An 11,948-nucleotide genomic window follows, 5' to 3' on the forward strand; every position below is an offset into this window, starting at 1 on the left:
AACCGTGATCGGTAGTTAGGATTCGTTTTCTTGCGACGATTTATGCCCGAGAACGTGTTTCGCCTTATCCAACTGTTGGCGTACTTGCGCGAAACCGGTGCCTCCAGCGCTGTTTCGTCTTGCAACGACCGTCCGGGGATTCAATACAGAATACACATCCTCTTCAAACAGCGGTGAAACATCAAGAAACGCCTCGAACGACAACTGTGCCAACACTTTCTTGTTTTGTATGCTGTAAAGCACAAGCTTGCCGACGGCTTCATGCGCCTCGCGAAAAGAAGCTCCTTTGCCAACAAGGTAATCGGCCAATTCCGTAGCATTGGAAAAATCGTTCGCGACCGCTGCTTCCATGACTTCTGTGCGGAAAGTACTCGTTTCGATCATCCCGGAAAAAATACGCAAGCAGCCTTTCACCGTTTTGACCGCATCAAACATGCCTTCTTTATCTTCTTGCAAATCTTTATTGTAAGCGAGCGGCAACCCTTTCATGACCGTTAACAAAGAAAAAAGATCTCCATAGACACGGCCGCATTTACCGCGGATCAACTCGGCCATATCCGGATTTTTCTTTTGCGGCATCATGCTGCTTCCCGTCGCAAACGTATCGTCAATTTCTACGAAGCGAAATTCTTCGCTCGACCAAAGAATAAGTTCTTCGCAGAAGCGCGAAAGATGCATCATCACGAGCGAGGCGTTGCTTAAAAATTCAACGATAAAATCACGGTCGCTGACAGCATCCAAGCTGTTTTCATAGATCGATCCGAATCCGAGCAGCTCTGCCGAATATTCCCGATCGATCGGAAACGTCGTTCCTGCGAGTGCACCTGCCCCGAGCGGCGACCGGTCGATCCGTTTCAAGCTTTCGGTTAGACGTTCGTAATCCCTTTCGAACATCCAAAAGTACGCAAGCAAGTGATGGGCGAGGGAAACCGGCTGGGCACGTTGCAAGTGCGTATACCCCGGTAAAATATCCTCCACGTGCTCGGCAGCCTTGACAAGCAAGGTCTCTTGCAGCCCGGCGATTTCCTTCAAAATCGCGGTCACTTCTTTTTTCAAATACAAGTGCATGTCCGTCGCCACTTGATCGTTGCGGCTCCGGCCGGTATGCAATTTTCCGCCGACAGGACCGATTTCATCAATGAGCATTTTTTCTAAGTTCATATGAATGTCTTCTTCCGTGACGGAAAAAGACAAGGCGCCTGCCTTCGCCTTTTTCAGCAACGTTTGCAGGCCGCCTTTAATGTCCGCCGTTTCTTCATCCGATAAAATCCCGCATTGGTTCAGCATCGAAACGTGGGCCAAACTCCCTTGAATGTCCTCTTCGACGAGTTCGCTGTCAAAAGCAATCGAAGCCCCGAATTCGTCGACCCACTCTGCTGCGGATTTCGTAAACCGCCCGCCCCAGAGTTTCGTCATACGTTCACCTTCTTCTTGTTCACCATGCTGTGCACCTTCGTCGGGAGTCCCCACAACGATGTGAATCCTTTCGCTGCTTCGTGATCAAATTCGTCATCGGGCGTATAGGTCGCAAGTTTTTCGTTATACAGCGAGTATTCCGACTTTCTGCCTTCGACGATGGCATGGCCTTTAAACAATTTCACGCGCACAACGCCGGTGACCGACTGCTGTGATTGCTCAAGAAAAGCCATCACGGCCGGCTGCAAAGCGGAAAACCAAAGCCCCTCGTAAATCAGTTCGGTGATTTTTTTCTCGACAACCGGCTTGAAATGCGCGAGCTCTTTCGGCAATGTGAGATCTTCCAATTCTTTATGGGCTGCGATCAATGTCATCGCCCCCGGACATTCGTACACTTCACGCGATTTGATCCCGACGAGTCGATTTTCCACGTGATCAATCCGACCGACGCCGTGCTTTCCGGCGATTTTATTCAATTGCATAATCAATTCAGCCAACGGCAAATATTGCCCGTCAATCGATACCGGGACACCTTTTTCGAAGGCGATTTCAATGACGTCCGGCTCATCCGGCGTTTTGTCGAGCGGTGTCGTAATATCATACGCTTCCTCCGGCGGCGCCGTCCACGGATTTTCAAGCACACCGCACTCGTTGCTGCGGCCCCATAAATTTTGGTCAATCGAATACGGGCTGTCATGATCGACTGGAACCGGAATGCCGTGATGTTTGGCGAAGTCGATTTCCTCATCGCGCGACCAAGCCCACTCTCTCACAGGTGCGATCACTTCCAAATCGGGATTCAACGCTTGAATGGACACTTCAAAACGAACTTGATCGTTTCCTTTTCCGGTGCAACCGTGTGCGACCGCATCCGCGCCGACTTCCTCAGCCACTTCGACTAATTTTTTCGAAATTAACGGACGGGACAATGCCGAAACGAGCGGATATTTCCCTTCATAAAGCGCATGCGCTTGCAACGCTTTTAGTGCATATTCCTCAGCAAACTCTTTTTTCGCGTCAATCGAATACGACTGAATCGCGCCTACCTTCAAGGCTTTCTCGCGAACGAAGTCAAGATCTTTGCCTTCCCCTACGTCAAGACCGAGTGCAATCACGTCATAACCTTTCTGCTGCAACCACTTGATTGCCACCGATGTATCGAGTCCTCCTGAATATGCCAATACAACCTTTGGATTTGCCATAAAATTCTCTCCTCCTATTTATCTCGAATGTATTTATATGCGTTTAAATGTATAAATACACAATAACATGACCCTTAAACGAACGCAAGCCCAAATCTACAAAAAAATCACCGCGAATAGGCGCGATGATTTTACACATAATCATTTATGCAATTCAGCGGCGACATGACGAAGCTCAGGCAAGATGAGCCGATTCATGGCCAATCGCACTGCCCCCGAAGACCCGGGCATCGAGAAAACAGCCGTCCCGTTCCTTCCGCCGGCCGTTGCACGACTCAACATCGCTGCCGACCCGATGTCTTCCGTATAACTGAGCATCCGGAAAAGCTCACCGAACCCGGGCATTTTTTTATCAAGTAACGCCTCGATCACTTCCACAGTTACATCTCGCGGAGCGATGCCAGTCCCGCCCGTAAGCAGCACGGCATCCACCTCTGCGTCATCGCAACCTGCCAACGCCGCATCACGAATCGGTTGTTCCTCATCACGTACGATCTCATAAGCGGTGATTTCGTGCCCGTCATGCTCCAACAGCTCGCAAATCAATGCTCCGCTCCGATCCGTCGCTTTCGTTCTCGTATCACTGACCGTGATCACTTTGCACGCAAGCCTCGATTTCTTTCGGATCCCCTCGCTCATTCATCTGCCTCCGCCTGTTTTTTCTCGTACAAATACCGTTTTTGGTAAAAGTAGTGGGCAAGCTCGCTGATCCGCCGCGAAAATTGATAATTCACCCCGGCACCGAAAGCCATTCCGAGCAACGGAACACCTTGAACCACTTTCTTTCTCAACAATTGAATCACAACAGATTTTACAAGTTGTTTTAACGTATGTTCCATCCAATGGGCATTCACGAGCAAATGGTCATCTTCGTAAAAATACGGGTCATACGTCTGGGCGAACACTTCATCCTCAAGCTCCCGCCACGCCTCACCCCGCAGCCGTTTCGGCAAAGAAGCGGTATGGAAGACTTTCAACGAAGTCATCATTTCCGCAGGAAGTGCTACTTCGTAACCGTAATTCATGGCAATTAACTGCACAGAACGCAAGTTGATCGCCAAAACCGCCGGAAAATCAATGCCCAACAAAAAAAATCCGCCGGTGCCGGTCAATCCGCCTTGAGCAAAGGAGATCAGTCTTTGTCTGGCAATGTTTTGGCTCGCCATGTACCGGAGTTGATCAATGTCAAGCTTTTTCATATCGCCGATATGGTTGACTCCGGGACGAAACAGTCTTGCTTCATTTAGCAACCGTTCCTTAGCTTCTGCTTGGAACTGAGCATTTTGAATGAGAGCATGCAAATGAAAAAGAAGCGTGTCGATCGTTTGCGGCACCTTCTTGCGAACCGGCGCGCTCAACCTGTCAAAACCGGCGCCAAGCCAATGTTCGTACGTAAAGGCGATGTCGTTCGGTTCATATGTAAAATACGTATCTTCCCAAGCCTCAATCCGCTTCCAAACCTGTTCGTCGCGCTCCGTCCATCCCATCGAACAAAACCTCCTTTACCTCTTTCTTCTATTATACAGCGTTCATCGCAAAATGAAAAAACACGGAAAAGAAAAGTCGTGCGAAATCCATTGGCATGATGCGCCTTAACTACGTTGCCCATTGAACGTCATCCACTCAAAGGAAATGCTGCAGAAAGGAATTTTATGTTAATATGGAAGAGATTAGAGTCGAAAACCAAACTTTCAAGGAGGAATGAATATGGCGTTTCATAAAATTTACACCGAAGTCACCGGCGGCCCGACAATCGAAATCATACTCTTGGCACTGTTCGTTGTTGGTTATGTTATTACATCTTTCTTTTTGATAAAAAAATACAAACCTGCCGCGTCCCCGTTGAAATTAGCATTGGGTATTTCCCTTTATTTCGTCATTTCCGCTGTTGCCACGGATTTTTCATTAAACCTATTCCTGTTTCCCCAAGGCGATTACGTTAATTATGGTCTTGGCGGAGGGCTTTTAAGGCTATTTAGCAGTATTTTCCTCGGGTTTCTGATTGGATTTTGGATCACACGGCTCAGTTACTTTAAATTTGTCACCCCCCTCTCATCAAGCAGTTAATGCCGTAAACAACCCCCGCGTCGGCCGCCTGCTCACCGATGAGATAAAAAAAAGTCCGTACGAGGCAATCAAGCCCGTACGAACAAAATCGATTAAATCGAAATCCCGTTTTCTTTTAAAAAGTCGGCAATCTGTACAACTTTTTCGGTTTTCGCCGATTGCTCCGCGGTTGTCGTCGTCTCCATCGAGGATGCTAATCATCCGTTTCAAAGGTGCTTTCCTGTCATGCAGTATACGAAAAAAAGTTTGACATGGATGTCTATTTTTTTCCGTGCAGAAATAAATCGATCTCATTCATTTCAAATACGACCGATACATTCACCCTTTTACGGCGCCTTCCGTCATGCCTTTGACGATATGCCGCTGGAAGATACCGTAAACGATCATGATTGGAATAACAGCAATCGTCAGTCCGGCAAACAAAGCGCCCCAAGCGTTCGTATATTGTGCCTTCTGATTCATCAGGTCCATCGCCACGCCGAGCGTGTATTGATCATCGGACTGCAAAAAGATGAGCGCCATGAAATATTCGTTCCAAAACGTGATCGCATTCATGATCGACACGGTAATGATGCCGGTCAAGACAAGCGGTGTGACGATCTTAAAGAGAATGCCGTACGGAGACAATCCATCGATCGCCGCCGATTCTTCCAATTCCTTCGGCACCGTCCCCATGAAACTCGTCAAAATAAACACGCTGAAAGGGATTTGCGTAACCGCATAGACGACGCCGAGCCCCCACAAGCTGTTCAACATATGCAGCTTCATGAGCAGGAAAAACAAAGGAATCCAGCCGAGCACCATCGGAATCATCATCGCCGACAAATAAACATTGAACAATACTTTGCTGCCGCGGAAGCGAATTCTTTCGATCGCATAGGAAGTCGGAAGCGAGAAGACGAGACAAAGGACGGTTCCGAGCATCGTCACGAATATGCTGTTCAGAAAGCTGGAGCCGATGTTGAAATCCGTCCAGGCGGTCACGAAGTTGTCGAAGCTGAACGATTTCGGCAGCGCCCAAGGGGAGGCGAAAATTTCGCCGTTCGACTTGAAGGCGCCGAGAACCATCCAGATGACCGGGTAAATGACCGCGATCGACCAGGCAATCAAAGGAATGCGCATCCCGGTTTTTACTAAAATTTTACCGAACCTCATCTTCTCCCCCCTAGTACTCAACTTTCTCTTTTCTTAATAAAAATTGCAGGATGAGCACCGTCGCCAGCGACAAAATCAAAATCATTACTCCGATCGTCGCTCCGTAGCCGAAATGAAATTGCTTGAATGCTTGTTGATACAAATACGAGCCCATCACTTGTGTGGCGTTGTTCGGCCCGCCTTCCGTCATAACTTGTACAATGATGAAAGACCCGTTCAACGTCGTAATGACGATATATAAAATCGATGTTTTGATTTGCGGCCAGACGAGCGGAACCGTCACCCGCCAAAATTGCTGCCAACTGCCGGCCCCGTCAATATCCGCCGCCTCATACAAATTTTTCGGCACATTCATAATCCCGCCCATCAACATGAGCATGAACAAACCGATGCCTGCCCAAACGGACGGCAACACAAGACTCGCCAACGCCCAATCCGGACTCCCGAGCCAAGGTTCTGCCCAGCTGCCCAGGCCGATCGCTTTCAATCCCGAATTGACGATACCCAAATCCGGATTGTAGATAAACGTCCACAATATCCCGATAATGACGACCGACATGATATTCGGAAAAAAGAAAACGATCCGGTAAAACGGCGCTTCCTTGATGCGCAATTGCGTTAAGGCAACAGCGAAATACGTGGACAAAACCATGATGCCGACTACTTTCGTGACGACGAGAAAATAATCGTGCCAAATCGTTTTCGGGATGATTGGGTCCTTCAACAGCTGTTTATAGTTGTCCCATCCGATGAAATCTTTCGTCCCCGACATGCCTGACCAGTCAAAAAAGGATAAATAAAGGCCGTTCAAGAGCGGATACACCGTGAAAATAGCAAAGACGATGAACGTCGGCGCCAAACAAAACAGCAAAAACATATATTTTTGATTTTTCGATTGCATCATACTGCTTCTCCTCCTCCCATTAAAGTGGAAAGGAAGGGTCCGATCGGACCCTTTCTCCGCCTCTTTTATTTATTGTTTCGGTATTTTTCGGCCGCCTGTTCGGCTTTTTGGCAAAACTGTTCCGCATCGATTTTGCCTAACAGGAGAGAAACAAGGGCGTTGCTAATCGGCGTTTCAAGATCGGCGCCCATCGGATGATTTTTATGATGAATCGCAACTTTGTCTGGATTGTTGATCATCTCGTTCGCGTCTTTCAAATAGTCCGGCACCTTCGGGTTGCTTGAAAGATCAACACCTTTCATGTTCATCATCGCACCCGTCAACTCAGCAAATTTCGAAGCGTATTTTTTCTGAAACACAAACTGCACGAACGCCTTCGCAGCTTCGGGATTTTCCGCTTTTTTTGCAATGGCGAGCGGACGCAAATCGGGAACGATGACCATCGGTTCACCCGGTTCATTCATCGGAGAAGGAATGAACCCGAATTGAAAATCATCCGGCACGTCTTTCGCCATTTCGTTCGGCAGCCAAAAGCCGACAGGAATATAGGCGTTTTTGTGCAGCAAGAAGTTCATTTGCGACTGTGTATGGCTCAGTGCCGCAAATCCAGGGTCGATGAAGCCTTTTTCCTGCATTTGCTGCACCTTTTTCATGACGCCGAGCACTTTGTCGCTCGTCCAAGCACCTTTCTCTCCGTCGATGACGGCATTTAACAGCTCATCCCCGCCGGCCGCAGCAATCGCTGGATACAATACGCCGCGCAAAAAATAATACGGATATTTCCCGGTCGTCACGAACGGCGCGATCCCCGCTTTCTCTTTAATTTCCTGCATCGAAGCCATCCAGCTCGGGAAATCCTTCGGCACATCAAAGCCTTCTTTTTCAAACCAATTTTTGTCGTACCACGTACCCCACGTATCAAACACGAGCGGCAAGCTGAATATCTTTCCTCCGTCATACTTGCTTGGCGGAACAATGAAACTGTCTTTCAACGGCGTCCCATCCGGTAATTTTACCGTGTTGATCCATTCCGACAAATCCATCAGCTGTCCGTCTTCGACCATTTGCGTTTCGCTCGCTCCCGCTCCGTCAATGTAAACGACATCCGGCGGATTGTTCGAAATCCAACGCGTCTTCATTTCCTTGTTTATGTTCGGACCCGCATATTGCTTCACATCGACTTCTGGATACTTCGCTTGGAAATCTTTGATGACCGCTTTCCACCAAGCATCTCCATATCCACCGACGAAATATTGTATTTCGAGCGTACCGGATACGGCTTTCCCTTCATTTCCGCCGCCCAATTCCCCTTGTGCGCCACCCTCACTGCCGTCTGACGTCTTTCCGAAAGAACAGCCAGCCAGCATTCCCATCACCAGCACAACCATCGCAACCAACATGAACGTCTTTCTCTTCAATCCGCTCACATTTTTCACCCCGTTTAATTTTTTGACTTGTCCCTTCGTATTCAAGCGATGATGTTTTGCCGTCAAGACTTCAGCGGAGATTTGCTGTGTGACGAACGGTTGGCAAGCCTCGATAAATTTTATTCGTAAAAACGGGGAAATATTAGCGAAATGAAATTTTATTTCATCGTTTCGTTTCGTCGATTAAACAAAACAAGCCGCCGACAACCCGGCAGCTCGTTTTCAACCTTGCCTATTCAAATGTTTCACGAACGCCATCGCTTCGCGGAAATGGCCATTCGCCGCCTTCAGCGCTTGCGCCGCCCGCTCTTGATCGATGTCGCACATAACCATCAGCAACGCTGCCCTGGCATCCCCTTGCGCCCTTTCCGCAACCGCCTTCGCTTCCTCTTCGGAAACCCCTGCAACCTCTTTGACGATTTCAACAACGCGTCTTCTCAATTTCTGGTTCGTCGCTTGTACGTTGACCATTAAATTTCCGTAAACTTTGCCGAGTTTGATCATCGATGTCGTGGATATCATGTTTAACACCATTTTTTGGGCGGTTCCGGCCTTTAACCTCGTCGACCCCGCAACAATTTCCGGTCCCACCGGCACTTCGATCGGATATTGCACGCATTCGCTTAATTTCGTATTTTCATTGCATGATAAGCCGACCGTAACCGCTCCCTTTTCACGTGCCGCCGTCACGGCGCCTATGACATACGGCGTCCATCCGCTTGCGGCAATTCCGACAACCGCGTCGCCCTCCTCGACCTCTTCTAGAATTTCCGCTCGCCCAGCATCTTCGTCGTCTTCCGCATCTTCGATCGAATGCTTCAACGCCATTTCTCCGCCGGCAATTAATCCGTTTACAAGCAAGGGACTTACGCCGAACGTAGGAGGACATTCCGAAGCGTCGAGAATGCCAAGCCTCCCGCTTGTTCCTGCCCCGACGTAAAACAACCGACCGCCGGAACGCAACGCATCGACAATGCTTTTAATGGCCGACTCAATTTGCGGTAACGCTTTTTCAACCGCTTTCGCTACGGTTTTATCTTCATCGTTCATCAATTCAATGATCTCGCCGACTTCACACAAGTCGAGATTCTGAGACTTACGAGATACTTGTTCTGTCGTCCACCTCTGTTTTGACCGTTCCACGGCATTCAACAACTCCTATCCTTGAAGAAGTGACCAACTTTGCCTGATTTCTTTTTTCAACGATTCGGTAATCGCCATCCCGGAATGCCGCAATGCCAGCACATAAGCACCGACCGCCGGGGAAACAGCAGGGTCAACAACCTTTAAATCGCCGAACGTTACGCCTGCTTTTTCAACGAATGCCTGTTTGAAGAAAGCATTCGAAAATAATCCACCGCTGAGCACCAAGTTCGTGCCTACCGCCGGCATTCCACAGTAAGCGGTTCGTACCAATTCGAGTAACTCGGCAACGGCAGCTTCGACGATGGCTTGCGCCTGCGCATCTCCCGTTTTGGCAGCCCGAAACACGAGCGCGGACAAATTTGCAATCGTATTTTTCACGTAGGGGCTTCCGTAAACAAGCGGGATTAGTTGCTCCGGCTCCGACACTGCAAACGCTTCTAAGACAAATTCCGTTAACGATGTTTTCGGCCCGCGGCCGTCCAACTGTTTAAGTACAGCCGACAACGCTTGTCGGCCAATGTCATAACCGCTGCCTTCATCGCCGAGCAAATATCCCCAGCCGCCTACGCGCACCGCTTTTTCGGAGGAAAAACCATACGCGATCGATCCCGTTCCCGCGATTAAAACCAACCCCGGTTCGCCCCACGAACCTGCGGCAAGCGCCGCCTTTGCATCATTCTCAATGACGATATCGACAAATGATCGCTTGTACGGATTCAAGAAAGCGTCGATCCGTTGTTTATCTTCCCGCCGATCGGCACCAGCCAACGCTAGATAGATGACTGCCAATTGTTCACGGCGCGAACCGGCTTTTACCAAAACCTCTTCAATGAGTCTGCAGAGCGTTTCTTTCACACGCTCCGGCGAATGAGATTGAATGTTGCCTGAGTCACCCGCGGCATGAGCGAACAATATTCCGTTTTCGTCTCCGATCACGCACGTCGTTTTTGTTCCTCCCCCATCGATTCCGATCCATTTTCTCGTCAATGATGATCTTCCTTTCACAACCTCCACCGTGAGCGACGGTCCGTTCCTTTCACAAGAGGCCAGGCAACTCTTCCAGCGTACAAAGAGCGGCGGACGGCGTAATCTCTTCACAAGCTATTTGTATCGTCAAATGATTTCCTTTAGACCACTTCTCTTTCAATATTCCAACATAGCTTTCGTTCTGCGTACGATCCTTTGGCGATTGACATCTGACTTGCTCGGGCATGTCACGATCGATGAGGAAAGAGAGACAGCCGAGCCGATTGGCAAAATAAACATCATGATCGACTCGATCGCCCACGTGGGCAACGAGTTCGTCACCGTTCTCGGTGAACGGATCCGCTGTTCGCAAATCCGGCTTTGCATAGCCCGCATGATCGGGCGTCACGATCTTTGCGAAGTGATCTTTAAGCTGCAACGTTTCAAGTACCGGCAGTTGATATTTTCCCAATCCGTTCGTAATAATACCGAGCGCGTATCCTTTATCCGACAGCTTGCGCAATACCTCGCGGATGCCCTCTTCAAGCAAATAAACCTTCGGCACAACCGAATGCTGCTTCACCATACGTTCAACGCTAAGCGCGTGCGATGCGCCATAGCAGGCAGCCACCTTGTTCAACATATCATCCCAGTCGTAAGCTTCCCGGTAACGCCTTTCTCCCATTCGAACGCTATGTTCCCGTACCAATTCGTCGATAATGTCCGCATCTGGAATTTCGTCCGCCAACGTTTCAGCAATTTCGGGAAACACCCATTTTTTAAAAGGATTCTGCATTAAAGTTCCGTCTAAGTCAAAAGTAATCCATTTTTGCCCCTTGTTCACTTTACCGCTCCTGTCGTTAAGCCTTCGACAAACTGACGCGAGGCGAACATGAAAGCGATGATCATTGGCAACGAAGCGAGCGTAAGACCGGCGAAGAGCAAACTCCAATCCGTGCTGTACTGTCCGAACAACGTTTGCATGCCAAGCGGAATCGTTTTTAAGTTTTCATCGTGGATAAAAATCAGCGGATAGAAGAAATCGTTCCAAATGCTGATTAGATTGACGATGCCGACGGTCGAAAGCGCTGGTTTCATCAAAGGCAGCACGATTTTGTAATAAACTTGAAAATCATTGCACCCATCCAACTTGGCCGATTGTTCTAGATCTTTCGGAACCGTTCGGAAAAACGCGTAAAAAATGAAAACCGCAAGCGGCATGCCGTGCGCCACGTAAATGACCATTAAGGAAGCGAGAGAATTCAGCAGATGCAGATGAATCATCATGATGTACAACGGCAAGATCGCTAACTTCATCGGCAGCATCAAGCCGATCATGAAGAAAAACAACAAGAATTTGTTCCACTTGAACGAGTAGCGGGATAAGTAAAAAGCGGCGAGTGAACCGATGAACAAAATAAAGAAAATCGATACGCCCGTAACAAGTACACTGTTCCACACATAATCGGAAAACTGCACTTTCTGCCAAACCTCAACGAAGTTTTCAAGCGAGAAATGTTTCGGCAATTCCAACGGATGCGTCAAAATTTCGACGTCCGACTTAAAGGACGAAACGATCATTAAAAAAATGGGATATAAGAATATAAACGCGAAAACGCCCAATATGACGTAACGCAAAGGTTTCGAATACGAGCTTAGTTGCAT

General features: G+C 48.6%; 12 protein-coding genes. 1 reads left to right on the forward strand and 11 read right to left on the reverse strand.

Features of this window, described 5'->3' with window-relative positions; translation table 11 throughout:
- Positions 1-15: 15 nt before the first annotated feature.
- From argH to VFK44_00325, 4 genes are all read right to left on the reverse strand, one after another.
- On the reverse strand, positions 16-1,416 hold the full coding sequence (gene argH / locus VFK44_00310) for an argininosuccinate lyase (protein HET7626813.1): 1,401 nt from the start codon (positions 1,414-1,416) through the stop codon (positions 16-18).
- Positions 1,413-2,618 (reverse strand): argininosuccinate synthase, encoded by a 1,206-nt coding sequence (locus VFK44_00315; GenBank protein ID HET7626814.1) that lies wholly within the window; start codon positions 2,616-2,618, stop codon positions 1,413-1,415. Before VFK44_00315 ends, argH begins: the two co-directional genes overlap by 4 nt.
- Before the next feature lie 141 nt (positions 2,619-2,759).
- The gene (locus tag VFK44_00320; GenBank protein ID HET7626815.1) at positions 2,760-3,257 is read right to left on the reverse strand and encodes a MogA/MoaB family molybdenum cofactor biosynthesis protein; all 498 of its coding nucleotides are present in this window, start codon (positions 3,255-3,257) and stop codon (positions 2,760-2,762) included.
- Positions 3,254-4,105: an EcsC family protein gene (locus tag VFK44_00325; GenBank protein ID HET7626816.1), complete on the reverse strand. Its 852-nt coding sequence runs from the start codon at positions 4,103-4,105 to the stop codon at positions 3,254-3,256. The genes VFK44_00320 and VFK44_00325 overlap by 4 nt, the downstream gene beginning before the upstream one ends.
- A 220-nt stretch (positions 4,106-4,325) precedes the next feature.
- Here VFK44_00325 and VFK44_00330 point away from each other — a divergent pair, with 220 nt between their 5' ends.
- Positions 4,326-4,685, forward strand: a complete 360-nt coding sequence (locus tag VFK44_00330) for a hypothetical protein (GenBank protein ID HET7626817.1) — start codon at positions 4,326-4,328, stop codon at positions 4,683-4,685.
- Between the two features lie 318 nt (positions 4,686-5,003).
- On the opposite strand, the gene VFK44_00335 is transcribed toward VFK44_00330, so the two are convergent.
- The 7 genes from VFK44_00335 to VFK44_00365 form a co-directional block, all read right to left on the reverse strand.
- Positions 5,004-5,840 (reverse strand): carbohydrate ABC transporter permease, encoded by an 837-nt coding sequence (locus VFK44_00335; protein HET7626818.1) that lies wholly within the window; start codon positions 5,838-5,840, stop codon positions 5,004-5,006.
- 10 nt (positions 5,841-5,850) lie between these two features.
- A complete protein-coding gene (locus VFK44_00340; protein HET7626819.1) occupies positions 5,851-6,744 on the reverse strand; it encodes a sugar ABC transporter permease in 894 nt (297 codons plus the stop codon).
- A 65-nt stretch (positions 6,745-6,809) separates the two neighbouring features.
- Positions 6,810-8,144 (reverse strand): ABC transporter substrate-binding protein, encoded by a 1,335-nt coding sequence (locus VFK44_00345; protein ID HET7626820.1) that lies wholly within the window; start codon positions 8,142-8,144, stop codon positions 6,810-6,812.
- Positions 8,145-8,393: 249 nt separating this feature from the next.
- Positions 8,394-9,314, reverse strand: coding sequence for an N-acetylmuramic acid 6-phosphate etherase (murQ, locus tag VFK44_00350; protein ID HET7626821.1), 921 nt, complete (start codon positions 9,312-9,314; stop codon positions 8,394-8,396).
- Positions 9,315-9,329: 15 nt separating this feature from the next.
- Complete coding sequence (locus VFK44_00355) at positions 9,330-10,304, reverse strand: BadF/BadG/BcrA/BcrD ATPase family protein (GenBank protein ID HET7626822.1); 975 nt, start codon at positions 10,302-10,304, stop codon at positions 9,330-9,332.
- Between the two features lie 49 nt (positions 10,305-10,353).
- Positions 10,354-11,127: an HAD family hydrolase gene (locus tag VFK44_00360; GenBank protein HET7626823.1), complete on the reverse strand. Its 774-nt coding sequence runs from the start codon at positions 11,125-11,127 to the stop codon at positions 10,354-10,356.
- Positions 11,124-11,948, reverse strand: a complete 825-nt coding sequence (locus VFK44_00365) for a carbohydrate ABC transporter permease (protein HET7626824.1) — start codon at positions 11,946-11,948, stop codon at positions 11,124-11,126. The genes VFK44_00360 and VFK44_00365 overlap by 4 nt, the downstream gene beginning before the upstream one ends.

This window comes from Bacillales bacterium (assembly GCA_035700025.1).
Taxonomy (GTDB): Bacteria; Bacillota; Bacilli; order Bacillales; family DASSOY01; genus DASSOY01.

What these genes read in the sequence shown, in the direction of transcription:
- argH (HET7626813.1), bottom strand. Translation starts at nt 1,416, where the DNA reads ATGACGAAACTCTGGGGCGGGCGGTTTACGAAATCCGCAGCAGAGTGG.
- VFK44_00315 (HET7626814.1), bottom strand. Translation starts at nt 2,618, where the DNA reads ATGGCAAATCCAAAGGTTGTATTGGCATATTCAGGAGGACTCGATACA.
- VFK44_00320 (HET7626815.1), bottom strand. Translation starts at nt 3,257, where the DNA reads ATGAGCGAGGGGATCCGAAAGAAATCGAGGCTTGCGTGCAAAGTGATC.
- VFK44_00325 (HET7626816.1), bottom strand. Translation starts at nt 4,105, where the DNA reads ATGGGATGGACGGAGCGCGACGAACAGGTTTGGAAGCGGATTGAGGCT.
- VFK44_00330 (HET7626817.1), top strand. Translation starts at nt 4,326, where the DNA reads ATGGCGTTTCATAAAATTTACACCGAAGTCACCGGCGGCCCGACAATC.
- VFK44_00335 (HET7626818.1), bottom strand. Translation starts at nt 5,840, where the DNA reads ATGAGGTTCGGTAAAATTTTAGTAAAAACCGGGATGCGCATTCCTTTG.
- VFK44_00340 (HET7626819.1), bottom strand. Translation starts at nt 6,744, where the DNA reads ATGATGCAATCGAAAAATCAAAAATATATGTTTTTGCTGTTTTGTTTG.
- VFK44_00345 (HET7626820.1), bottom strand. Translation starts at nt 8,144, where the DNA reads ATGTTGGTTGCGATGGTTGTGCTGGTGATGGGAATGCTGGCTGGCTGT.
- VFK44_00365 (HET7626824.1), bottom strand. Translation starts at nt 11,948, where the DNA reads ATGCAACTAAGCTCGTATTCGAAACCTTTGCGTTACGTCATATTGGGC.